This is a genomic window from Pseudomonas fluorescens (assembly GCF_000967965.1).
GTDB lineage: Bacteria > Pseudomonadota > Gammaproteobacteria > Pseudomonadales > Pseudomonadaceae > Aquipseudomonas > Aquipseudomonas grandcourensis.
This window is the reverse complement of the sequence record NZ_LACC01000029.1, coordinates 74807-97056: the sequence shown is the minus strand read 5'-3', so window position 1 is coordinate 97056 and position 22250 is coordinate 74807. Positions and strand designations below refer to the sequence as shown.

The window sequence follows — 22250 nt, the reverse complement described above, 5'->3', positions numbered from 1 at the left end:
GGAACCGTACGTACGGTGGTGTGAGAGGACGGCGGGGTCAACCCCGCCTCCTACTCGATCCTGCGTTTCACTCGCTCGCTGGCGCCACACTCTCCAACCGATACCCATACCCGTAAATCGTCAGCAACTGCCAACCGCGATCCGCCGTCAGGCCAAGCTTGTTGCGCAGGCGATAGATGTGGGTGTCCAGCGGCCGGGACGACGACATTTTTTCATGGGGCCACAGTCGTTCGTACAGGTAATCCCGTGACAGCGGTCGGCCGAGGTTGCTGAACAGGCAATGCGCCAGGCGGTATTCGCGTTCGGTCATGACAATCGGTTTGCCGTCGCGGGTGATGGTCAGTTCGGCGTCGTCGAAAACCAGATCATTGAAGCTCAACCCTTCGGCCGCCGCGCGCTGCTGGCCATGTCGGCGCAGGACCGCGCCAACACGGGCTTTCAGTTCATTGGGGCGGAAGGGTTTGCTGACGTAGTCATCGGCGCCGGCATTCAGGGCCTGAACGATATCGCTTTCGCCGTCCCGACTGGTGAGCATGATTGCCGCAGGCGGCGCTTCCATGTGCTCGCGGGTCCAGAGCAGCAATGATAAACCCGTGAGGTCGGGCAGTTGCCAGTCGAGTATCAGCAGATCGAAAGTCTCCCTACGCAGTTGGCGCAGCAGGTCTTCGCCTCGTTCGAAGCTGTACAGCGACCACGGCTGCTCTCCGGCTTCGGCCATTTGTTGCAGGGTTTGCTCGACCCGGCGCAGTTCGGCGGGCTCATCGTCCAGAATCGCTACGCGCATACAGGGTGATTCCTTGTCGCTTGGGCAGCTCTTTATCGACCATAGCGGCTCAATCGAAACAGGGAAAGCAAGTGGCCCGCCGTTGGTCGCGGCGTCCGCTATGATTCTTTGAGTCGAAACTTCAGGCGTAGTAATCATGAAACCGTTTACCCCGTCCTGCCCTGTTGGCCATGTTTGACCAACGCCGCCGTGAAATCCGAGAGCCAAGCCAGGTACAGCGATTGTTTCGGCAATTGGTGCGCGAGTGGTTGTGGATAAGTCTTGTGCTGTTACCGCTGACGACGTTGCTGTCTTATCGCGTGCAAATCAACCTGGGCGATGCGTCCCCAGGTCTGAGCGCAGGGCTTTCCCTTGTTCTGGTGACGTGCGTGCTCGGGTTGTTGCTGTGGCGCCCGCGCCTGGCGCTCTGGTTGACGCTCACGGGGATGGCTTGTGCGTTGCTGACCAGCGCCGGCCTTGCGGAGTTCAAGCGCTGGTGGTGGTCACCGACGCCTGCGGTGCTGGGGATGCTGTTTGGTTATCTGATCTGGAACTGGCGGCGCCTCAGTGTGGTGCTGACCTATTTCGGTTGGGAATTGGCGCGGTTGGACAGCGAGCCGAAAGTGTTTCCGGAGCGCCGTCGTGCCCAGTATCCCGGTGGCGACCGTTTGCAGAAGCAGATCATGGCGCTGGAACAAGCCATGAGCCTGACCCGCGATACCCACCGATTCATCGCCGATGGTCTGGAGTACTTGCCGGTGGCCACCTTGATCAGCGATCCCCAAGGGCAGATTCTGCTCGGCAACCGCAAGGCTCGCGACCTGTTTGGCGGGGATCTGGTCGGCGATGATGTGCTCGGGCGACTTAAACAGCTCGGTTATCCGGATATGAGTCGTGGGCCGGGCTCGTCTTTATCGACACTGCCGCTGCTGGAGTTTCGCGACCTAAGGGAACGCAGCCTGCGTCTGGAGCGTGGCGGGTTGTTGCCGGTAGACGGTGATATTCCGGTCGGCTGGCTATGGAACCTGACTGATTTGAGTGTTGAGCGCGAGGCGGAGGAACAGCGCGCGATCCTGTTGCGGTTCCTGTCCCACGACCTGCGGGCACCTCACTCGGCCATCCTCGCGTTGCTCGATGTCCACCGTCATCAAGTGGGCGGTGATGCGCAACTCTTTGATCAAATCGAGCTACAGGTACGCCGGGCCCTGGAACTGACTGACGGTTTTGTACAACTGGCGAGGGCCGAGTCCGAGGCTTATCAGTTTCAGCCGAGCCTGTTTGCGATGCTGGTGCTGGATGTGTTCGACCAGGCGCTGCCCATCGCGCAGCTGAAACAGATCGAACTGGTTCATCAAGTGGAAGAGGAAGCCCAGGAAAGTCTGGTTCTTGCGGATCAGGCGCTGCTGACCCGGGCGTTGTTCAATCTGCTGGAAAATGCCATCAAATACAGTGTTTCAGGTACTCGTATCCGTTTGCGCGTCAGTCAACGCGACGGCTGGCTGATCTGTGATCTCATCGATCAGGGCAAAGGCATCGCCGCTGAGGAATTACCCGAATTGTTTAGCCAATACCGACGCTTTTCTTCCGCCCAGGGTATCGATGGCGTGGGGTTGGGATTGTCGATGGTCAAAGCCGTGGTTGATCGGCACGGCGGGCGAATCGAGTGTCAGAGCGAGGTGGGTCGGGGTACGAGATTCAGGCTGCAATTTCCGCTGCTTGCCGAATGAACGCGAGTGATTCAGGTCGCTCCGTCATAACGGAAGTCAGCAATTGTTCCGGGCATAAAAAAACCGGCTATATCAGCCGGTTTTTTTACGTCCAAAAAAAACTTATGCACGTTTTTATGGTTTTTATCATTCTAAGAAATATATAAAAAAATCATAAAGTTACGTGCAATAAACGACGTTTTTCGATGAAACGGTACACAGGTTATCCACAGAATCTCAGACAGCCACCTGATCGTTTGAAACCGGCGCTTGCGGAGCCGGTGGCAGCGAGCCCATTTCCCGTTGCATCTGCTCGTTCCACGCCTGGACCCGGTCGTTCAATTCAGCAATGGCTCGCGGTCCGGTGCCTGCGGCATACATCGGCTTGCCAATGATCACAGTGATGACGCCCTGCTTCTTCACCCAACCGGTTTTCGGCCAGAACTTGCCTGCGTTGTGCGCAATCGGCAGCACCGGCAATTCGGCATTGACCGCCAAGGCGCTGCCACCGCGCGAGAACTTTCCGACGGTGCCGAAAGGAACGCGCGTGCCTTCAGGGAAGATCAGCACCCAGACATTGTCCTTGAGCAATTCATCGCCCTTCTTCGCAACATGCTTGAGTGCGGCTTTCGGGTTGTCGCGATCGATGGCGATCGGTCGCAGCATGGCCATGGCCCAACCGAAGAACGGCACATAGAGCAATTCACGTTTGAGCACCTGGCTCAGCGGTGAAAAGTAAGCAGAGAGAAAGAACGTCTCCCACGTGCTCTGGTGGTTCGACTGAATGACGCAAGGCTGTTCAGGTACGTTCTCGGCACCTTTCACTTCGTAACGGATACCCAGAAACACTTTGCTCAGCCATAGGGCGCAGCGGCACCAATACACGTTGATGAAGCGATAACGCGCCTTGAAAGGCAAAAACGGCGCGATAAAAAAACTCAGGCTGCACCACAGCAAGGAACTGGTGCCCAGCAGCAGGTAAAAGAGGAAGGTTCTGATGGCCTGCAATATCGACATGGTGACGTTTACCGTTGCGGGCATTGCCCGCCTGTATAAAGCGCACTCCTGATGGATCCTTTATCAGGAATTTCAGAAGCACTCTAATTGTGGATAAGTTCTGCGGCAATCGCCGCCAGATCGTCAAAAATCAATGTGCCTACCGGTAGGGTCTTGCCCAAAGTCTTTTCGCCTTTCCCGGTCTTTACTAAAACTGGCTGTGAATCGACGGCTTTGGCGGCTTCCAGGTCACCAAGGCTGTCGCCGACGAACCAGAGATTGGTCGGCGACACGTTGTAATGAGCGGCGATGGTTTTCAACATCCCGGGTTTCGGCTTGCGGCAATCGCAGCCTTCGTCCGGCCCGTGGGGGCAGTAGACGATCAGCCCGACTTCACCGCCCTGCTCCGCCACCAGCGCGCGCAAGCGCTCGTGCATGGCATCCAGGGTGGCGAGGTCGTAATAGCCGCGAGCGATGCCCGACTGGTTGGTAGCGACCGCTACCGTCCAGCCGGCCTTGCTCAACTGCGCGATGGCTTCGATCGAACCGGGGAGCGGAACCCACTCCTCCACCGACTTGATGTAAGCGTCGGAGTCGTAATTGATCACTCCGTCCCGATCGAGAATCAGCAGTTTCAACAGCAGTCCCTCAACCCAGCAGCGAAATGTCGGCGACGCCGAGGAACAAACCACGCAGGCGCGCCAGCAACGCATAACGGTTGGCGCGGACTTTTGCGTCCTCCGCGTTGACCATCACGGCTTCGAAGAACGCATCCACCGGCTCGCGCAGTGCAGCCAGGCGTGCCAGGGATTCGCTGTACTGACGCGAGGCGGCCATTGGCTGTACAGCCTGGTCAGCCTGCTGGATCGCCGAGTACAGGGAGAACTCGTTGGCGTTGTCGAAGTACTTGGCTTCCACGACTGTCGGAACGGAGCCTTCGACCTTGCTCAGCAAGTTCGACACGCGCTTGTTCACGGCGGCCAGGGCGGCAGCTTCCGGCAGTTTGCGGAAAGCCTGTACCGCTTGCACGCGCTGGTCGAAGTCCAGGGCCGAGCCTGGCTTCAGGGCACGTACCGACAGGTAGGTCGCAACATCGACGCCTTCGTCTTCGTAACGGGCACGCAGGCGGTCGAAGATGAACTCCAGCACCGATTCGTTCAGGCCGGCAGCCTTGACCTTGGTCCCGAATGCATTCACAGCGAAGGCCACCGCGTCGTTCAGGTCCAGATCCAGTTGCTTCTCGATCAGGATACGCAACACACCCAGTGCGGCACGGCGCAGGGCGTACGGGTCTTTGCTGCCGGTCGGCAGCATGCCGATACCGAAGATACCCACGAGGGTGTCGAGCTTGTCGGCGATGGCCACGGCCGCACCGGTCAGAGTGCTCGGCAACTCAGCGCCGGCACCGCGCGGCATGTACTGCTCGTTCAGCGCCAGTGCGACATCTTCCGGCTCGCCGTCGTTGAGGGCGTAGTAGTAACCGGCGACACCTTGCATCTCCGGGAACTCGCCGACCATCTCGGTCGACAGGTCGCACTTCGACAGCAGGCCCGCACGGGCTGCCCACGCAGTGTTGCCGCCGATGCGCTGAGCGATGAACGCGGCGAGCTTGGAAACGCGTTCGGCCTTGTCGTAGACGCTGCCGAGTTTCTCCTGGAACACCACGTTCTGCAGGCGCAGGTTGAAGTCTTCGAGCTTCTGCTTCTTGTCTTGCTTGAAGAAGAACTCGGCGTCGGTCAGGCGTGGGCGAACCACTTTCTCGTTACCGGCGATGATCTGCTGTGGATCTTTGCTCTCGATGTTGGCCACGGTAATGAAACGTGGCAGCAACTTGCCGTCGGCATCCAGCAGGCAGAAATATTTCTGATTGTCCTGCATGGTAGTGATCAGGGCTTCCTGCGGCACGTCGAGGAAGCGCTCCTCGAACGAGCACACCAGCGGCACCGGCCATTCGACCAGCGCGGTCACTTCATCGAGCAGGGCTGGCGGAACGATTGCCGTGCCTTCCTGGCGGGTGGCCAGCTCTTCGGTGCGCTTGCTGATGATCTCGCGACGCTCGTTGGCGTCGGCCAGCACGTAGGCGGCACGCAGGTCGGCCAGGTAGCTGGACGGCGAACCGATGCGCACGTTTTCCGGGTGATGGAAGCGGTGGCCACGGGAGTCGCGGCCGGCCTTCTGGGCGAGGATGGTGCAGTCGATGACCTGGTCACCGAGCAGCATCACCAGCCACTGGGTCGGACGAACGAACTCTTCCTTGCGCGCACCCCAACGCATGCGTTTCGGGATCGGCAGATCGTTCAGGGAATCTTCGACGATGGTCGGCAGCAGGCTCGCGGTCGCCTTGCCGGCGATGCTCTGGCTGTAGCGCAGTTTCGGGCCGCTCTGATCGATTTCGCTCAGGTCGACGCCGCACTTCTTGGCAAAGCCCAGTGCCGCTTGGGTCGGGTTGCCTTCGGCATCGAACGCGGCCTGGCGTGGCGGGCCGTCGAGGTTGATGCTGCGATCCGGCTGCTGGGTGGCCAGTGCGGTGATCAGCACGGCCAGGCGGCGCGGCGCGGCGTAGACGGTTTTGCTCTCGTAGTTCAGGCCGGCAGCTTGCAGGCCCTTGTCGATACCGGCGAGGAACGCCTCGGCCAGGGTGTTCAGGGCTTTGGGTGGCAGTTCTTCAGTGCCCAGTTCAACCAGAAAATCCAGAGCACTCATTGTGCAGCCTCCAGCTTGGCCAGTACTTCATCACGCAGGTCCGGGGTCGCCATCGGGAAGCCCAGCTTGGCGCGAGCCAGCAGGTAGGCTTGCGCAACGGAACGCGCCAGGGTGCGTACACGCAGGATGTATTGCTGACGCGCGGTCACCGAGATTGCCCGGCGCGCATCCAGCAGGTTGAAGGTGTGGGAAGCCTTCAACACCATTTCGTAGCTCGGCAACGGCAGCGGCTGGTCGAGTTCGATCAGGCGCTTGGCTTCGCTTTCGTAGAAATCGAACAGTTCGAACAGCTTGTCGACGTTGGCGTGTTCGAAGTTGTAAGTGGACTGCTCCACTTCGTTCTGGTGGAACACGTCGCCGTAGGTCACTTTGCCGAACGGACCGTCAGCCCAGACCAGGTCGTAGACCGAGTCCACGCCTTGCAGGTACATGGCCAGACGCTCGAGACCGTAGGTGATCTCGCCGGTCACTGGATAGCACTCGATGCCGCCCGCTTGCTGGAAGTAGGTGAACTGGGTCACTTCCATGCCGTTGAGCCAGACTTCCCAGCCCAGACCCCAGGCGCCGAGGGTCGGCGATTCCCAGTTGTCTTCGACGAAGCGGATGTCGTGGACCAGCGGGTCCAGGCCGACATGCTTGAGGGAGCCCAGGTACAGTTCCTGGAAGTTGTCCGGGTTCGGCTTCAGGACCACCTGGAACTGGTAGTAGTGCTGCAGACGGTTCGGGTTTTCGCCGTAGCGGCCGTCAGTCGGACGGCGGCTTGGCTGCACGTAGGCAGCGTTCCAGGTTTCCGGGCCGATGGCGCGCAGGAACGTTGCGGTGTGGAAAGTGCCGGCGCCTACTTCCATATCGTAGGGCTGAAGTACCACACAACCTTGCTCGGCCCAGTATTGCTGGAGGGCGAGGATCAAGTCTTGGAAGGTACGCACGGCTGGCGTAGGCTGGCTCACGAAATTCACCTGTTTCTTGGGCTGCGATTTAAAGAGCGGGAGTATACCCGATTCATTGCTGCGCACGCCCCCTGGAGCCTTATGCCACGCTGCTTTTGGTGTTCAGAAGATCCGCTGTACATGGCATATCACGATCAGGAGTGGGGCACGCCGCTACGCGATGCGCAGGGTTTGTTCGAGTTGCTTTTGCTCGAAGGGTTCCAGGCCGGGCTTTCCTGGATCACTGTGCTGCGCAAACGCGAGCATTATCGCCAGGTGATGTTCGGTTTTGATGTCCAGCGCGTGGCGCAGATGAGCGATGCTGAAATCGACGAGTTGATGCTCGATCCCGGCATCATCCGCAACCGCCTCAAGCTCAATGCGGCCCGGCGCAATGCCCAGGCCTGGCTGGCGCTGGAGGACCCGGTGGCGTTTCTCTGGTCGTTCGTCGGTGGCACGCCTGTGATCAATCATTTCAAGGATCGCAGCGAAGTCCCGGCCGTGACGCCGACCGCCGTGGAAATGAGCAAAGGCTTGAAAAAAGCCGGTTTCACGTTCGTCGGGCCGACCATTTGCTACGCGCTGATGCAGGCCTCGGGCATGGTCATGGATCACACCCGGGACTGCGACCGCTACGCGCAGTTGGCGAACGGCGGTTAGAATGGCCGCCTCGCGCACAGCACAAAATCAGGAGTGACCTGTGGATAAGTTGAAAGGCGCCTTGCTGGTAGGCGCTCTGCGGCTGTTTGCCCTGCTTCCGTGGCGGGCCGTGCAGGCCGTGGGCTCGGCGATTGGCTGGGTCATGTGGAAAACCCCGAACCGTTCCCGCGACGTGGTGCGGATCAATCTGTCCAAGTGCTTTCCGGACATGGACCCCGTCGAGCGCGAACGTTTAGTCGGACAGAGCCTTAAGGACATCGGCAAGTCACTGACCGAAAGCGCCTGCGCCTGGATCTGGCCGGCCCAGCGCTCCATCGACCTGGTGCGCGAGGTCGAAGGCCTCGACATATTGAAGGACGCCCTTGCCTCCGGCAAAGGCGTGGTCGGCATCACCAGCCACCTGGGCAACTGGGAGGTGCTGAACCACTTCTATTGCAGTCAGTGCAAACCGATCATTTTCTATCGTCCGCCGAAGTTGAAGGCGGTGGATGAATTGCTGCAAAAGCAGCGGGTGCAGTTGGGTAACAAGGTCGCCGCTTCCACCAAGGAAGGCATCCTCAGCGTCATCAAGGAAGTGCGCAAAGGTGGTGCAGTGGGCATTCCCGCTGACCCGGAACCGTCCGAATCCGCCGGGATCTTCGTGCCGTTCTTCGCCACCCAGGCACTGACCAGCAAGTTCGTGCCCAACATGCTGGCCGGCGGCAAAGCAGTCGGCGTGTTCCTGCACGCCCTGCGCCTGCCGGATGGTTCAGGCTACAAAGTGATCCTTGAAGCCGCGCCAGAGGCCATGTACAGCACCGATACGGCGGAGTCCTGTGCGGCCATGAGTAAAGTGGTCGAGCGCTATGTGCGGGCGTATCCGAGCCAGTACATGTGGAGCATGAAGCGCTTCAAGAAGCGTCCACCGGGTGAAGAGCGTTGGTATTGATTCAATTGGCATGATCTGTGGATAACCCTGGACTTGGGGTTATCCACAACCGTTCATTCAAGGGCGCAGAAGATGTCCGAACACCGCAAGTCATTGCGCATCAAGATCAGTCACGAAAGCTTTGGCGATTGCCTGGGGCAGACGCGCAACCTGTCTACCACTGGTGTTTACGTCAAGCATCCGCAACTGTCGGCGCTGCCCCGGGGGGCGGTGGTATACGGTCAGGTGCAGGAATTACCCACAGGCGCGCCGCGGGTACGCATGGAAGTGGTGCTGGTGGATGCCGAGGGTATCGGTTTGCGTTATCTCTGATCAGTGAGCCTGACGCTCAAGCTTCTTCAGGAACACCGTCATTTCCTTCTCGGCCTGCTTGTCGCCATGGCCGCGAGCAGCTTCCAGGCCTTGCTCCCAGGCCTGCCGCGCGGCCGTAAAGTCCGCCAGCGCCAAATGGGCCTTGCCCAGTAGTTTCCACGCCGCTGAATACTTCGGATCGAATTCGACGCAGCGTTGGAAATGCTCCGCAGCCTTGGCGTTTTCCCCCAGATCCAGATAGCCCTTGCCCAGGCCGAAGCGCAGCAATGAGTTATCCACACCCTTGGCGAGCATTTTTTCCAGGGATTCGATCATCAGTGGATTCCTTGATAGAGGTGAATCAGGGGTTGATGGATTCCAGTGAAATTGCTATCGCGAGCAGGCTCACTCCTACAGGGGAATGCATTCCAAATGTAGGAGCGAGCCTGCTCGCGATGGGGCCAGTGCAGTCGCTGCAAAACCTCAGAAGAAGCTCAACCCCACATGGAACAGCTTCTCCACATCGCGAATATGTTTTTTATCCACAAGGAACAGAATCACATGGTCGCCCGCTTCGATCACGGTGTCATCGTGGGCGATGATCACTTCTTCGTCGCGGATAATCGCACCAATGGTAGTGCCCGGCGGCAGGCCGATGTTTTCGATGGCCTTGCCGATCACCTTGCTCGATTTCGCATCGCCATGGGCAATCGCCTCGATGGCTTCTGCCGCGCCCCGGCGCAGTGAGTGCACGCTGACGATGTCGCCTCGGCGCACGTGGGCCAGCAAGGTGCCGATGGTCGCCAGTTGCGGGCTGATGGCGATGTCGATGTCGCCGCCCTGGATCAGATCGACATAGGCCGGGTTGTTGATGATGGTCATCACCTTCTTCGCACCCAGGCGCTTGGCCAGCAGCGACGACATGATGTTGGCTTCGTCGTCGTTGGTCAGGGCCAGGAAAAGGTCGGCGTCGGCAATGTTCTCTTCCATCAGCAGGTCGCGGTCCGAGGCGCTGCCTTGCAACACCACGGTGCTGTCGAGGTGGTCTGAGAGATGACGGCAGCGTGCCGGATTCATCTCGATGATCTTTACCTGATAACGGCTTTCGATGGCCTCGGCCAGGCGCTCGCCGATCTGCCCGCCACCGGCGATGACGATGCGTTTGTAGGTCTCATCGAGACGGCGCATTTCGCTCATCACCGCGCGAATGTTCGCCTTGGCGGCGATGAAAAATACTTCGTCGTCGGCCTCGATCACCGTGTCGCCCTGGGGCAGGATCGGCCGGTCACGACGGAAAATCGCCGCGACGCGGGTTTCCACGTTCGGCATGTGTTCACGCAATTGCCGTAGTTGCTGGCCCACCAGCGGCCCGCCGTAGTAAGCCCGCACTGCCACCAGTTGCGCCTTGCCTTCGGCGAAGTCGATTACCTGCAAGGCGCCGGGATGCTGGATCAGGCGCTTGATGTAGTTGGTAACCACTTGTTCGGGGCTGATCAGCACGTCCACCGGAATCGCTTCGTTCTGGAACAATTGCTCTTCGCGGGTCAGGTACGCGGCTTCGCGCACCCGGGCGATCTTGGTTGGAGTGTGGAACAGGGTGTGGGCGACCTGGCAGGCGACCATGTTGGTTTCGTCGCTGTTGGTCACGGCGACCAGCATGTCGGCGTCATCCGCTCCGGCCTGGCGCAACACGGTCGGGAATGAGCCGCGACCTTGTACGGTGCGGATGTCCAGGCGGTCGCCGAGATCGCGCAGGCGTTCGCCATCGGTGTCGACCACGGTGATGTCGTTGGCTTCGCTGGCCAGGTGTTCCGCCAGCGAACCGCCGACCTGCCCTGCTCCGAGGATGATGATTTTCATCCAGTCACTCCATTGAATCCGTTTAACCGCGAGCGGCGGCGATCTTGATCAGCTTGGCGTAGTAGAACCCGTCGTGGCCACCTTCCTGGGCCAGCAACTGGCGACCATGGGGCTGCTTGATGCCGGCCGCCGTGGCGAGGTCCAGTTCACGAGCACCCGGCGTGCGGGCGAGGAAGGCTTCGATGACCTCGGTGTTCTCGGTCGGCAGCGTGGAACAGGTGGCGTACAGCAGGATGCCGCCGACCTCCAATGTGTTCCACATGGCGTCGAGCAACTCGCCCTGCAGCAGCGCCAGCGCGGCGATGTCGTCGGGCTGGCGGGTCAGCTTGATATCGGGGTGACGACGAATCACACCGGTGGCCGAGCATGGCGCGTCCAGCAGGATGCGCTGGAACGGCTTGCCGTCCCACCACGCCTGAGTGTCGCGGCCGTCGGCGGCAATCAGTTCGGCGCTCAGTTTCAGGCGTTCGAGGTTTTCCCGCACCCGCACCAGCCGCTTGGCTTCCAGGTCTACCGCCACGACGCCGGCCAGTTTTGGCTCGGCTTCGAGGATGTGGCAGGTCTTGCCACCGGGGGCGCAGCAGGCGTCGAGCACCCGTTGGCCCGGCGCGAGGTCGAGCAGATCGGCAGCCAGTTGCGCGGCTTCGTCCTGCACGCTGATCCAACCCTCGGCGAAACCCGGCAGGCTGCGCACATCGGCGGCGGCGTCGAGCACGATGCCGTCGCGGCTGTACACGCACGGCGTGGCGGCAATACCCGCCTCAGTCAGCAAACCGAGGTAGGCATCACGGCTGTGATGGCGACGGTTGACTCGCAGGATCATTGGCGGATGCGCATTATTCGCCGCGCAAATGGCTTCCCATTGCTCCGGCCAGAATGCCTTCAGGGATTTTTGCAGCCAGCGCGGGTGAGCGGTGCGCACCACCGGATCACGTTCCAGCTCGGCGAAAATCGTTTCGCTTTCGCGCTGAGCATTACGCAGCACTGCGTTGAGCAACGCCTTGGCCCAAGGCTTTTTCAACTTGTCGGCGCAACCTACGGTTTCACCAATGGCGGCATGGGCCGGGACGCGGGTGTAGAGCAACTGATAAAGCCCGACCAGCAACAGCGCCTCGACATCGGCGTCGGCGGCCTTGAACGGTTTCTGCAGCAGCTTGGCCGCCAGTGCCGACAAGCGTGGCTGCCAGCGCGCGGTGCCGAACGCCAGGTCCTGAGTGAAACCGCGATCACGGTCTTCGACCTTGTCCAGTTGAGTCGGCAGTGAGCTGTTGAGCGAGGCTTTTCCGCTCAGGACGGCAGCGAGTGCCTTGGCGGCGGCCAGACGCGGGTTCATTGAGCGTCCGCCGCTTGACCGAGGACAGTGCCGATGGCGAATTTCTCACGACGGCTGTTGAACAGGTCGCTGAAGTTCAGCGCCTTGCCGCCGGGCAATTGCAGACGGGTCAGGCACAAGGCCTGCTCGCCGCACGCGACGATCAGGCCTTCCTTGCTGGCGCTGAGGACTTCACCCGGGGCACCTTTGCCTTCGGCAAGGTTCGCGGCCAGCACTTTCAGGGCTTCACCGTTCAAGGTGCTGTGGGTGATCGGCCACGGGTTGAAGGCACGCACCAGACGCTCCAGCTCAATCGCCGGGCGACTCCAGTCGATGCGTGCTTCGTCCTTGTTCAATTTGTGCGCATAGGTAGCGAGGCTGTCGTCCTGCACTTCGCCCTTCAACGTTGCGGCGGCGAGGCCGGCAATCGCCTTGACCACGGCCGGCGGGCCCATTTCGGCCAGACGATCGTGCAGGCTGCCGCCGGTGTCTTCGGCGCTGATCGGCGTGGTGACCTTGAGCAGCATCGGCCCGGTGTCGAGGCCGGCCTCCATGCGCATCACGGTCACGCCGCTTTCGGCGTCCCCCGCTTCCACGGCGCGCTGGATCGGCGCCGCGCCACGCCAGCGCGGCAGCAGCGAGGCGTGACTGTTGATGCAACCCAGGCGCGGAATATCCAGCACCACTTGCGGCAGGATCAGGCCGTAGGCGACCACTACCATCAAGTCCGGCTTCAGTGCAGCCAGTTCAGCCTGAGCATCTTCGTTGCGCAGGGTCGGCGGTTGCAACACCGGGATACTGTTCTCTAGAGCAAGCTGCTTGACCGGGCTCGGCATCAGTTTTTGCCCGCGACCGGCCGGACGATCCGGTTGGGTGTAGACCGCGACGATCTCGTAAGGGCTGTCGAGCAGGGCCTTGAGGTGTTCGGCGGCGAATTCGGGGGTGCCGGCAAAGACGATGCGCAGTGGCTCAGTCATGGGTGTTCTCTATTGCAAAGCATCTTGAAAAGAAAAAGGCTTGCCGTGGCAAGCCTTTGAAGGAGGGCATCAAGCGTTTTGGCGATGCTGTTTTTCCAGCTTCTTCTTGATGCGGTCGCGTTTGAGCGTCGACAGGTAATCGACGAACAATTTGCCGTTGAGGTGGTCGCATTCGTGCTGGATGCACACGGCGAGCAAATCTTCGGCGATCAGTTCGTAAGGTTGGCCGTCTCGGTCCAGGGCCTTGACCTTGACCCGTTGCGGGCGATCGACGTTTTCGTAGAAACCCGGCACAGACAGGCAGCCTTCCTGATACTGGCCCATCTCGTCGGTCAGCGGTTCGAACTCGGGGTTGATGAACACTCGCGGTTCGGTGCGGTCTTCGGAGAGGTCCATCACGACGATACGTTTGTGCACGTTGACCTGGGTAGCGGCGAGGCCGATGCCAGGCGCTTCATACATTGTTTCAAACATGTCGTCGACCAACTGACGCACTTCGTCGTCCACTACGGCCACTGGTTTGGCAATAGTGCGCAGACGCGGATCAGGGAATTCGAGGATGTTTAAAATGGCCATAAGCTTGATTAGTGCACGTGTGAAGTAAGGTCGGGTCGATGGTCTGGCGGTCCGAAGATGCAGGCTACCGTTGTAAAACGTAGCTCCCTTCTGTTGACAAGCAAGTTTTGACAAGCAAGCCGGGAGCGAGCCACTGAGGGCTCTGGCGTTTCACGCGAACGTACATAATAAAGGGATTCACCGCATGAGGAAATCACTACTCGCCCTGCTGCTCCTGGCCTCGGCCGGTCTGGCGTACGGGCAAGTGCCACTTCGGGAAGATATTCCCACCATAAAGCTGTCGCCTCAGGTGCGCAGCAGCCCGGTAACCGAGGCTATCCCCAGCATTGCGCTGAAATCGATCAACAGCTTTCTGCTGAGCAACCGCATCGTCGACAAGGCCGAGGATTTCGACAAGGCGCCCTACGTCGTCGCCGGTGATGCCGAACGGGTGCTCAGCGGCGCGGGTGACCGCATCTTTGCCCGCGGCCATTTCGATCCGGCGCAACCGGCGTACGGCATCTTCCGCCAAGGCAAGGTCTACACCGATCCGCAGAGCAAGGAAATACTGGGGATCAACGCCGACGACATCGGCGGCGGTGAGGTCGTGGCCATTGAAGGTGACGTCGCCACCCTGGAATTGCAACGCACGACCCAGGAGGTCCGCCTCGGCGATCGCTTGTTCAGCGGTGAAGAGCACGCGATCAACTCGACCTTCACGCCCAGCGCACCGAGCCACGAAATCAATGGTTTGATCATCGATGTGCCGCGTGGGGTCACGCAGATCGGCGAGTTGGACGTGGTTACGCTGAACAAGGGGCAGCGCGACGGCCTGGCCGAAGGCAATCTGCTGGCGGTGATGAAGACAGGCGAAACGGTGCGGGACCGGATCACCGGTCAGCCGTTGAAAATTCCCGATGAGCGCGCCGGTCTGCTGATGGTTTTCCGTACCTACGACAAACTCAGCTATGGGCTGGTGCTCAGCGCTTCGCGCTCGCTGTCGGTGATGGACAAGGTGCGAAATCCGTAAGAGTGCTTCACAAGTTACCAACAGAGTTATCCACAGCTTATTCCCGTTTGTATGGGTGCTCATAACGATCAAGGATGATCCATGTCGCTGTCTGCCGTTACACCGGTTTCCCCTGCGGAACTGGAAGCTCGTTTACGTCTGCACCGTTTGCCGGAACTCGGTCCGGCGCGTTTCAAGAAGTTGCTCGAAGCCTTCGGCTCGGCATCCAAAGCCCTCAGTGCGCCACCCAGTGCCTGGCGCGCGCTGGGTTTGCCACTGGCCTGTTCAGAGGCCAGGCGTAGCACTGAGATCCGTGATGGCGCCAGTCATGCATTGGCCTGGCTGGAGCATCCGGCCCAGCATTTACTGATGTGGGACCAACCGGACTACCCGGCACTGCTGGCACAAATCAGCGATGCACCGCCGCTGTTATTTGTCGCGGGCGATCCGGGCATTCTGGAAAAACCACAACTGGCGATGGTCGGCAGCCGTCGCGCTTCCCGGCCGGGAATGGATACCGCTGCCGCGTTTTCCCGCAGCCTGGCCGGTGCCGGTTTTGTCATTACCAGCGGCCTGGCCCTGGGCATTGACGCCGCCGCGCACCAGGCCGCGCTCGACGTCGGCGGGCAAACGGTCGGTGTGCTCGGTACGGGGCTCGAAAAGTTTTATCCACAGCGAAATAGACGCCTGGCGGACGCCATGATCGCATCAGGTAGCGCAGTGCTTTCGGAGTTTCCACTGGATGCAGGCCCCAGCGCCGGCAACTTCCCCCGGCGCAATCGGATCATCAGTGGTTTGTCTCTCGGGGTGCTGGTGGTCGAAGCCAGTGTCGCCAGCGGTTCACTGATCACCGCGAGGCTGGCGGCGGAACAGGGGCGCGAGGTGTTTGCGATGCCCGGGTCGATCCATCACCCCGGCGCCCGCGGTTGCCATCAATTGATCCGTGACGGTGCGGTGCTGGTGGAAACCATCGAACATATCCTCGAAGCTTTGCGCGGTTGGCAACGACTGTCGTTATCTACAGAAACCTGCACCCCTGCAACGACTCACCCTCTGTTGAAGTTGTTGCATGCCGCGCCTCACACCAGTGAAGCGCTGGCCGATGCAAGCGGCTGGGCTCTGCCGAAAGTGCTGGTGGCGTTGACAGAACTGGAAATGGATGGCCGCGCCGTGTGCGAAAGCGGGCGCTGGTTTGCGCGGGTGAGCTAGGTTTTATAAACAAGATCGGTAAACTGCGCAGAGCCTTAGTCTGGAGTGTTTTTCATGGTCAACAGTTGGCGTGTGCAACAAGCCGCGCAAGCAATTCGCGCCGGGGCGGTGATTGCCTACCCAACCGAAGCGGTCTGGGGCCTGGGTTGCGACCCGTGGGACGAGGAAGCGGTGGAACGTCTGCTGCTGATCAAGGGCCGGTCTATGGACAAGGGGCTGATTCTGGTCGCCGACAACATCCGTCAGTTCGATTTCCTCTTCGAAGACTTTCCCGAGTTGTGGATGGACCGCATGGCCAGCACCTGGCCGGGTCCGAACACCTGGCTGGTGCCGCACCAGAACCTGCTGCCAGAGTGGATTACCGGCGTGCATGAAACCGTGGCGTTGCGGGTCAGCGATCACCCACTGGTGCGGGACTTGTGCGCGCTGGTCGGGCCACTGGTGTCGACGTCGGCCAACCCGCAGGGGCGCCCGGCGGCACGTACGCGGATTCGCGTCGAACAGTATTTCCGTGGCCAGGTGGATCTGGTGCTGGGTGGCAATCTGGGCGGGCGCAAGAACCCGAGCGTGATTCGCGATCTGGCCACCGGGAGGGTTGTGCGCCCGGACTAAAGCTGGATGAACATGTGGCGAGGGAGCTTGCTCCCGTTCGGGTGCGCAGCGCCCGCAAAAACTGCAGGCGCGTTGTAACTGAAACTACACAGTTGCCGAATGCAGGGCTGCTGCACAGCCCAACGGGAGCAAGCTCCCTCGCCACAGAGGGTTATGGCAACAAAACAACCGAACCGGTCGTGCGCCGCGCCGACAACTCGGTCTGCGCCTTCGCCGCGTCAGCCAGTGGATAACGCTGGCTGATGTCCACGGTCAGCTTGCCGCTGATGATCATCTCGAACAACTCGTCGGCCATGCGTTGCAGGTTCTCGGCGTTGTTCGCATAAGTGCCCAGGGTTGGCCGGGTCACGTACAGCGAGCCTTTCCCCGCCAGGATCCCCAGGTTCACGCCGTCGACCGCGCCGGACGCATTGCCGAAACTCACCACCAGCCCGCGCGGCGCGACGCTGTCGAGTGAAGTCAGCCAGGTGTCCTTGCCAACACCGTCGTACACCACCGGGACTTTTTTGCCGTCGGTCAATTCCAGCACGCGCTGAGCGACATTTTCATGGCTGTAGTCGATGGTCGCCCAGGCGCCGTTGGCCTTGGCCAGCGCGGCTTTCTCCGCCGAGCTGACGGTGCCGATCAGCTTCACGCCCAAGGCCCTGGCCCATTGGCAGGCCAGGGAACCGACCCCACCGGCCGCCGCATGGAACAGGATGGTTTCGCCACCTTTGAGTTCATAAGTCTGACGCAGCAGGTACTGCACGGTCAGGCCCTTGAGCATCACGCCGGCGGCCTGTTCGAAGCTGATGGCGTCCGGCAGTTTCACCAGATTGGCCTCGGGCAAGACGTGAACGTCGCTGTAGGCGCCCAGAGGGCCGCTGCCATAGGCGACGCGATCGCCGATCTTGAAGCGGGTCACGTCGCTGCCCACCGCCTCGACCACGCCTGCACCTTCTGAGCCGACACCCGACGGCAGGGACGGTGGCGGGTACAGGCCGCTGCGGTAATAGGTGTCGATGAAGTTCAGGCCGATGGCCTTGTTGGTCACGCGTACTTCCTTCGGACCTGGCTCGGCAGGCTGGTAATCCACATATTCGAGCACTTCGGGGCCGCCATGGGCGCGGAACTGGATACGCTTTGCCATCAGAACTCTCCATAGGTCGTTTTACCAAGCTCCCTATCGGACTCCTAAGCTTGATCTTCGTCAACTGCGGCGAGGTGACTTGCGATGGTATGCTACGCGCCCATTTGCGCAGGCTGAGCTCCAATGGAGCGCCGCGTTGTTTTGCCCGATTCAAGGTGATGACATGACGACCCGCACCGAGGCCGTAAAAGCCTACCTGCTCGACCTGCAAGACCGTATTTGCGCCGTCCTGGAAGCCGAAGACGGTGGCACGCAATTCGTCGAAGATGCCTGGACCAGGCCGGCGGGCGGTGGCGGTCGCACCCGTGTGATAGAAAACGGCGCGGTGATTGAAAAGGGTGGCGTCAATTTTTCCCATGTCTTCGGCAGCGGTCTTCCACCGTCTGCCAGCGCTCATCGACCGGAACTGGCCGGCCGTGGCTTCGAAGCCCTCGGCGTGTCGTTGGTGATTCACCCGCACAACCCGCACGTGCCGACTTCCCACGCCAACGTGCGCTTTTTCATCGCTGAAAAAGAAGGTGAAGAACCGGTCTGGTGGTTTGGTGGCGGCTTCGACCTGACCCCGTATTACGGCAACGAAGAAGACTGCATCCACTGGCACCGCGTCGCCGAGCAGGCCTGTGCGCCGTTCGGCCCGGACGTCTACCCGCGTTACAAGGCCTGGTGCGACAGCTACTTCCACATCAAGCATCGTCACGAGCCGCGCGGCATCGGCGGGTTGTTTTTCGACGACCTGAACGAGTGGGACTTCGATACCACCTTCGCCTTCATGCGCGCCATCGGTGACGCGTACATCGACGCCTATCTGCCGATCGTGCAGCGCCGCAAGAACGATGCGTTCACCGAAAAACAGCGGGAATTCCAGGAGTTCCGCCGTGGGCGCTATGTCGAGTTCAACCTGGTCTACGACCGCGGCACGCTGTTCGGCCTGCAATCGGGTGGGCGTACCGAGTCGATCCTGATGTCGCTGCCACCGCAAGTGCGCTGGGGCTACGACTGGAAGGCCGAGCCCGGCAGCGAAGAAGCGCGCCTGACCGAGTACTTCCTGCAAGACCGCGATTGGTTGGCCGAAGCCTGAACGAGGAATACTGATGGACCGTTATGTCGTTTTCGGTAACCCGATTGGCCACAGCAAGTCGCCGTTGATCCATCGCCTGTTCGCCGAGCAGACCGCGCAAAAGCTGGACTACAACACGCTACTGGCGCCACTGGACGACTTTTCCACCTGTGCCCGGACGTTTTTCCTCGAAGGACGGGGCGCCAATGTGACGGTGCCGTTCAAGGAAGAAGCCTATCGGCTGGCAAACAGCCTGACGGCGCGGGCGCAAAGGGCCGGAGCGGTGAACACCCTGAGCAAACTGGCCGATGGCAGTCTGCTGGGCGACAACACCGACGGCGCCGGACTGGTGCGCGACCTGACGGTCAATGCCGGGTTCAGCCTCAAGGGCAAACGCATCCTGCTGCTCGGTGCCGGCGGCGCGGTGCGCGGTGCTTTGGAGCCGTTGCTGGCCGAGCAACCGGCATCGGTGATCATCGCCAACCGCACGGTGGAAAAGGCCGAGTTGCTGGCGGAACTGTTCTGCGATCTGGGGCCGGTCTCGGCCAGTGGCTACGACTGGTTGCAGGAGTCGGTGGACCTGATCATCAACGCGACCTCCGCGAGCCTGACCGGTGATGTACCGCCGATTGCTGCCAGCCTGATCGAACCGGGCAAAACGGTGTGCTACGACATGATGTACGGCAAGGAGCCGACCTCGTTCTGCCGCTGGGCCAGCGAACATGGGGCGGCGGTGGCGATGGATGGCTTGGGGATGCTGGCCGAGCAAGCGGCGGAAGCGTTTTTCCTGTGGCGCGGCGTGCGTCCGGAGACGGCGCCGGTGTTGGCTGAACTTCGCCGACAGTTGGCCCTTTAAAGTCTTTAATCCTCAAACCGGATCGGGCACTTCTGCGCCCCTTCCAGCTTTCTCAGTTCTTCCACCACCTGCGGTCGGGCCCGGCGCAAGGTCAGGCTGCGGTTCTGGCGAAGCAGGCGCCGCGCTTCCTGGTGCAGCATTTCCACCCCGGAATAGTCGATGAAGTTGATCTGCTGCGCCTCGATCACCACGCGCGCGCCGTTCATGCGTTGTAGGCGCACTTGCAGGTAATGGCTGGCGCCGAAAAAGATCGAGCCGCCGACCCGCAGAATGTCTTCCTCGCCATCTCGCACATGCTGCACCCGTGGTTGCGATGTGCGCTTGAGGTAGAAAAAAAGCGAGGCCAACACGCCGGCGTAGATCGCCGTTTGCAGTTCCAGCAGCAAGGTGGCGACGCAGGTCAGCGCCATTACCACGAACTCAGCGCGGCTGACCCGCAACAACGCGCGAATGCCGCGATGGTCCACCAGCCCCCAGGCGATCAACAGAATGCTGCCCGCCATGGCCGGAATCGGGATGTGCGCGATCAGGCTCGCGCCGAAGATCGCAAACAGCGCCACCCACAATGCCGAAAAAATCCCGGCCAGGGGCGAACAGGCACCCGCTTCATAGCTCAGGCCTGAGCGAGTGAAGGAACCGGCTGACAGCGATCCGGAAAAAAACGCACCGACGATGTTCGACAGGCCTTGGGCACGAACTTCCTGATTCGCGTCGAGTATTTGCTGCGAACGTGCGGAGATCGAGCGGGCAATCGACAGGCTGGTCACCAGACCGAGCATTCCGACCGCCACCGCGCTGGGCAGCAGGCGCAGGATCAGATCGAGGTCCAGCGGCAACGGACTGAAAGGAGGTAGCTTGCCGGTAAAGGCGCTGACCAGTTGCACATGGCCGAACATGGATGGCCAGAGCCAAACCAGCAAGCCGCCGAGAACCAGGGTGATCAAGAGCGTCGGCCAGCGTGGCAGCAGCAGCTTGAGGATCACGCCCACCACCACCGTCGCCAGCCCCAGTGCCAGCGAAGGTTTGTCGATTTTGCCGAGATGGCGCAACAAGGTAATGAAATTATCCAGCGCGGTGGCCTGGCTGGGCAAGTCCAGCCCCAGCAGGTTAGGCAATTGACCGATGGCAATGACCACGGCGGCACCCAGGGTGAAGCCGAGTACCACCGAGTGAGAGACGAAATTCACCAGTGCGCCAAAGCGCAGCAACCCCAGCAGCCACTGAAAGAGGCCGGCCAGAAACGTCAGCAACAGGATCAACATGACGTAGTCCTGCGACGCTGGAACGGCCAGAGGACTGACGCTGGCGTACAAGACAATGGAGATGGCCGCCGTAGGACCGCAGATCAGATGCCATGACGAACCCCACAGGCAGGCAATTAGCACCGGAATGATTGCGGCGTACAGGCCGTATTCCGGCGGCAGGCCGGCAATCAGTGCGTAGGCAATGGATTGCGGCAACGCGAGAATTGCGCCGCTGAGGCCAACGATCAGGTCACGACCGACACTGGCGCGGGTTTGCCGGGGTAGCCAGGTGAGGAAGGGGAAGAGTGAATGGCGGCTTGGCAGGGCCATGGGGCCTCTCGGGTGGAGTTTTACGGAAGAGTATCAGGCCCAGGCAATCATTGTGGCGAGGGAGCTTGCTCCCGCTGGACCGCGTAGCGGTCCCAAAAGGGCAATCACGATGTGTCTGACTCATCGAGGTAACCGGATTGCGTCTGCTGCGCAGCCGAGCGGGAGCAAGCTCCCTCGCCACAGGTAATCATCAGAGTTTGGCTTTGACTGCCGGCAACGCATCCTGCCCATCCACGGTCTTCACTCCATCGAGCCACTTGTCCAGCACCGCCGGGTTGGCCTTGATCCACGCCTTGGCGGCGTCGGCATTGCTGACTTTCTTGTTCACCACCTCGGCCATGATGCTGTTCTCCATGTCTTGGGTGAAGCTCAGGTTGGTCAGCAGTTTGCCGACGTTCGGGCAGGCCTGTGCATAACCTTTGCGGGTCAGGGTATGCACGCTGCCGGTGTCGCCGAAGTATTTCTCTCCGCCCTTGAGGTAATGCATCTTCAGTTGCACGTTCATCGGGTGTGGGGTCCAGCCAAGGAAAGTCACGAATTTCTGTTTTTTCACCGCGCGGGACACTTCCGCCAGCATGGCCTGCTCGCTGGACTCGACCAGTTTCCACTGGCCCATGTCGAAATCGTTTTTCTTGATGATCTCTTGCAGCGAGATGTTTGCCGGCGCGCCGGAGCCGATGCCGTAGATCTTGTGGTCGAACTTGTCGGCGTATTTGTTCAGGTCGGCAAAGTTATGCACACCCGCGTCCCACACGTAGTCCGGAACGGCGAGGGTGAATTCGGTGCCGTCGAGGTTCTTCGCCAATTGCGTGACATCGCCGCTGGCGACGAACTTGTCATAGAAGCCCTGCTGCGCCGGCATCCAGTTACCCAGGAACACATCGACCTGGCCATCCTTGAGTCCGCCAAAGGTGATCGGTACCGCGAGGGTGTCGACCTTGGCCTTGTAGCCCATGCCGTCCAGCAGAAACCCGGTGATGGCATTGGTCGCGGCAATGTCGCTCCAGCCCGGATCGGCCATTTTCACGGTCTCGCAACTCTGATCGGCAAACGCCGATGCACTACCCAGAGCCAGGAGCCCGACCGTCAGTACTGTGGATAACCTTTGCATGGACTTCCCCTTA

Annotated in this window: 22 protein-coding genes; 9 read left to right on the top strand and 13 right to left on the bottom strand. The window is 60.7% G+C overall.

The window, feature by feature from the left end:
• Window positions 1-67: 67 nt before the first annotated feature.
• On the bottom strand, window positions 68-784 hold the full coding sequence (locus VC35_RS22860) for a response regulator transcription factor (RefSeq protein WP_046042736.1): 717 nt from the start codon (window positions 782-784) through the stop codon (window positions 68-70).
• Between the two features lie 170 nt (window positions 785-954).
• On the opposite strand from VC35_RS22860, the gene VC35_RS22855 reads away from it, so the two are divergent.
• On the top strand, window positions 955-2490 hold the full coding sequence (locus VC35_RS22855; protein WP_046042735.1) for a sensor histidine kinase: 1536 nt from the start codon (window positions 955-957) through the stop codon (window positions 2488-2490).
• Window positions 2491-2706: 216 nt separating this feature from the next.
• Here VC35_RS22855 and VC35_RS22850 read toward each other — a convergent pair whose 3' ends face one another.
• The 4 genes from VC35_RS22850 to glyQ all read right to left on the bottom strand — a co-directional run bounded on the left by VC35_RS22850 (window position 2707) and on the right by glyQ (window position 7118).
• Window positions 2707-3486, bottom strand: coding sequence for a lysophospholipid acyltransferase family protein (locus VC35_RS22850; RefSeq protein WP_046042739.1), 780 nt, complete (start codon window positions 3484-3486; stop codon window positions 2707-2709).
• A gap of 83 nt (window positions 3487-3569) precedes the next feature.
• Window positions 3570-4109, bottom strand: coding sequence for a D-glycero-beta-D-manno-heptose 1,7-bisphosphate 7-phosphatase (gene gmhB / locus VC35_RS22845; protein WP_185754839.1), 540 nt, complete (start codon window positions 4107-4109; stop codon window positions 3570-3572).
• A gap of 4 nt (window positions 4110-4113) precedes the next feature.
• On the bottom strand, window positions 4114-6168 hold the full coding sequence (gene glyS / locus VC35_RS22840) for a glycine--tRNA ligase subunit beta (RefSeq protein WP_046042733.1): 2055 nt from the start codon (window positions 6166-6168) through the stop codon (window positions 4114-4116).
• On the bottom strand, window positions 6165-7118 hold the full coding sequence (glyQ, locus tag VC35_RS22835) for a glycine--tRNA ligase subunit alpha (RefSeq protein ID WP_003187265.1): 954 nt from the start codon (window positions 7116-7118) through the stop codon (window positions 6165-6167). The genes glyS and glyQ overlap by 4 nt, the downstream gene beginning before the upstream one ends.
• 81 nt (window positions 7119-7199) lie before the next feature.
• Here glyQ and VC35_RS22830 point away from each other — a divergent pair, with 81 nt between their 5' ends.
• From VC35_RS22830 to VC35_RS22820, 3 genes are all read left to right on the top strand, one after another.
• On the top strand, window positions 7200-7757 hold the full coding sequence (locus VC35_RS22830) for a DNA-3-methyladenine glycosylase I (protein ID WP_007985082.1): 558 nt from the start codon (window positions 7200-7202) through the stop codon (window positions 7755-7757).
• A gap of 40 nt (window positions 7758-7797) precedes the next feature.
• Window positions 7798-8685, top strand: a complete 888-nt coding sequence (locus VC35_RS22825; RefSeq protein ID WP_046042732.1) for a lysophospholipid acyltransferase — start codon at window positions 7798-7800, stop codon at window positions 8683-8685.
• Window positions 8686-8757: 72 nt separating this feature from the next.
• Entirely contained in the window at window positions 8758-8997 is a 240-nt protein-coding gene (locus VC35_RS22820; protein WP_046042730.1) for a pilus assembly protein PilZ, read from the top strand.
• Here the strand turns inward: VC35_RS22820 and VC35_RS22815 are convergent, their stop codons facing one another.
• From VC35_RS22815 to def, 5 genes are all read right to left on the bottom strand, one after another.
• The gene (locus VC35_RS22815) at window positions 8998-9315 is read right to left on the bottom strand and encodes a tetratricopeptide repeat protein (RefSeq protein WP_185754838.1); all 318 of its coding nucleotides are present in this window, start codon (window positions 9313-9315) and stop codon (window positions 8998-9000) included. It abuts the gene before it with no gap.
• A gap of 144 nt (window positions 9316-9459) precedes the next feature.
• Window positions 9460-10836: a Trk system potassium transporter TrkA gene (gene trkA, locus VC35_RS22810; RefSeq protein ID WP_046042728.1), complete on the bottom strand. Its 1377-nt coding sequence runs from the start codon at window positions 10834-10836 to the stop codon at window positions 9460-9462.
• Window positions 10837-10858: 22 nt separating this feature from the next.
• Entirely contained in the window at window positions 10859-12169 is a 1311-nt protein-coding gene (gene rsmB, locus VC35_RS22805) for a 16S rRNA (cytosine(967)-C(5))-methyltransferase RsmB (protein ID WP_046042725.1), read from the bottom strand.
• On the bottom strand, window positions 12166-13125 hold the full coding sequence (fmt, locus tag VC35_RS22800; protein ID WP_046042724.1) for a methionyl-tRNA formyltransferase: 960 nt from the start codon (window positions 13123-13125) through the stop codon (window positions 12166-12168). The genes rsmB and fmt overlap by 4 nt, the downstream gene beginning before the upstream one ends.
• Window positions 13126-13194: 69 nt before the next feature.
• Entirely contained in the window at window positions 13195-13701 is a 507-nt protein-coding gene (gene def / locus VC35_RS22795) for a peptide deformylase (protein ID WP_046042723.1), read from the bottom strand.
• Between the two features lie 184 nt (window positions 13702-13885).
• On the opposite strand from def, the gene VC35_RS22790 reads away from it, so the two are divergent.
• The 3 genes from VC35_RS22790 to tsaC all read left to right on the top strand — a co-directional run bounded on the left by VC35_RS22790 (window position 13886) and on the right by tsaC (window position 16510).
• Window positions 13886-14710: a hypothetical protein gene (locus VC35_RS22790; RefSeq protein WP_046042722.1), complete on the top strand. Its 825-nt coding sequence runs from the start codon at window positions 13886-13888 to the stop codon at window positions 14708-14710.
• A gap of 81 nt (window positions 14711-14791) precedes the next feature.
• Window positions 14792-15898, top strand: a complete 1107-nt coding sequence (gene dprA / locus VC35_RS22785; RefSeq protein WP_046042721.1) for a DNA-processing protein DprA — start codon at window positions 14792-14794, stop codon at window positions 15896-15898.
• A 54-nt stretch (window positions 15899-15952) separates the two neighbouring features.
• Window positions 15953-16510 carry an L-threonylcarbamoyladenylate synthase type 1 TsaC gene (tsaC, locus tag VC35_RS22780; protein WP_046042720.1) on the top strand — a complete coding sequence of 186 codons (558 nt, stop codon included), beginning with the start codon at window positions 15953-15955 and terminating at the stop codon, window positions 16508-16510.
• 151 nt (window positions 16511-16661) lie between these two features.
• Here tsaC and VC35_RS22775 read toward each other — a convergent pair whose 3' ends face one another.
• Window positions 16662-17639 (bottom strand): NADPH:quinone reductase, encoded by a 978-nt coding sequence (locus VC35_RS22775; RefSeq protein WP_008045747.1) that lies wholly within the window; start codon window positions 17637-17639, stop codon window positions 16662-16664.
• 163 nt (window positions 17640-17802) lie between these two features.
• Between VC35_RS22775 and hemF the strand changes: the two genes are divergently transcribed.
• A complete protein-coding gene (gene hemF / locus VC35_RS22770; RefSeq protein WP_046042738.1) occupies window positions 17803-18717 on the top strand; it encodes an oxygen-dependent coproporphyrinogen oxidase in 915 nt (304 codons plus the stop codon).
• Window positions 18718-18730: 13 nt separating this feature from the next.
• Window positions 18731-19552: a shikimate dehydrogenase gene (aroE, locus tag VC35_RS22765; protein ID WP_046042719.1), complete on the top strand. Its 822-nt coding sequence runs from the start codon at window positions 18731-18733 to the stop codon at window positions 19550-19552.
• A 5-nt stretch (window positions 19553-19557) separates the two neighbouring features.
• Here the strand turns inward: aroE and VC35_RS22760 are convergent, their stop codons facing one another.
• Both VC35_RS22760 and choX read right to left on the bottom strand, forming a co-directional pair.
• Complete coding sequence (locus VC35_RS22760; RefSeq protein ID WP_046042718.1) at window positions 19558-21126, bottom strand: SulP family inorganic anion transporter; 1569 nt, start codon at window positions 21124-21126, stop codon at window positions 19558-19560.
• Window positions 21127-21316: 190 nt separating this feature from the next.
• Entirely contained in the window at window positions 21317-22237 is a 921-nt protein-coding gene (gene choX, locus VC35_RS22755; protein WP_046042717.1) for a choline ABC transporter substrate-binding protein, read from the bottom strand.
• Between the last annotated feature and the right edge of the window lie 13 nt (window positions 22238-22250).

What these genes read in the sequence shown, in the direction of transcription:
- aroE (WP_046042719.1), top strand. Translation starts at nt 18,731, where the DNA reads ATGGACCGTTATGTCGTTTTCGGTAACCCGATTGGCCACAGCAAGTCG.
- VC35_RS22775 (WP_008045747.1), bottom strand. Translation starts at nt 17,639, where the DNA reads ATGGCAAAGCGTATCCAGTTCCGCGCCCATGGCGGCCCCGAAGTGCTC.
- VC35_RS22855 (WP_046042735.1), top strand. Translation starts at nt 955, where the DNA reads ATGTTTGACCAACGCCGCCGTGAAATCCGAGAGCCAAGCCAGGTACAG.
- VC35_RS22790 (WP_046042722.1), top strand. Translation starts at nt 13,886, where the DNA reads ATGAGGAAATCACTACTCGCCCTGCTGCTCCTGGCCTCGGCCGGTCTG.
- VC35_RS22860 (WP_046042736.1), bottom strand. Translation starts at nt 784, where the DNA reads ATGCGCGTAGCGATTCTGGACGATGAGCCCGCCGAACTGCGCCGGGTC.
- VC35_RS22850 (WP_046042739.1), bottom strand. Translation starts at nt 3,486, where the DNA reads ATGTCGATATTGCAGGCCATCAGAACCTTCCTCTTTTACCTGCTGCTG.
- hemF (WP_046042738.1), top strand. Translation starts at nt 17,803, where the DNA reads ATGACGACCCGCACCGAGGCCGTAAAAGCCTACCTGCTCGACCTGCAA.
- VC35_RS22820 (WP_046042730.1), top strand. Translation starts at nt 8,758, where the DNA reads ATGTCCGAACACCGCAAGTCATTGCGCATCAAGATCAGTCACGAAAGC.
- VC35_RS22760 (WP_046042718.1), bottom strand. Translation starts at nt 21,126, where the DNA reads ATGGCCCTGCCAAGCCGCCATTCACTCTTCCCCTTCCTCACCTGGCTA.
- fmt (WP_046042724.1), bottom strand. Translation starts at nt 13,125, where the DNA reads ATGACTGAGCCACTGCGCATCGTCTTTGCCGGCACCCCCGAATTCGCC.
- dprA (WP_046042721.1), top strand. Translation starts at nt 14,792, where the DNA reads ATGTCGCTGTCTGCCGTTACACCGGTTTCCCCTGCGGAACTGGAAGCT.
- glyS (WP_046042733.1), bottom strand. Translation starts at nt 6,168, where the DNA reads ATGAGTGCTCTGGATTTTCTGGTTGAACTGGGCACTGAAGAACTGCCA.
- choX (WP_046042717.1), bottom strand. Translation starts at nt 22,237, where the DNA reads ATGCAAAGGTTATCCACAGTACTGACGGTCGGGCTCCTGGCTCTGGGT.
- def (WP_046042723.1), bottom strand. Translation starts at nt 13,701, where the DNA reads ATGGCCATTTTAAACATCCTCGAATTCCCTGATCCGCGTCTGCGCACT.
- VC35_RS22830 (WP_007985082.1), top strand. Translation starts at nt 7,200, where the DNA reads ATGCCACGCTGCTTTTGGTGTTCAGAAGATCCGCTGTACATGGCATAT.
- trkA (WP_046042728.1), bottom strand. Translation starts at nt 10,836, where the DNA reads ATGAAAATCATCATCCTCGGAGCAGGGCAGGTCGGCGGTTCGCTGGCG.
- rsmB (WP_046042725.1), bottom strand. Translation starts at nt 12,169, where the DNA reads ATGAACCCGCGTCTGGCCGCCGCCAAGGCACTCGCTGCCGTCCTGAGC.
- tsaC (WP_046042720.1), top strand. Translation starts at nt 15,953, where the DNA reads ATGGTCAACAGTTGGCGTGTGCAACAAGCCGCGCAAGCAATTCGCGCC.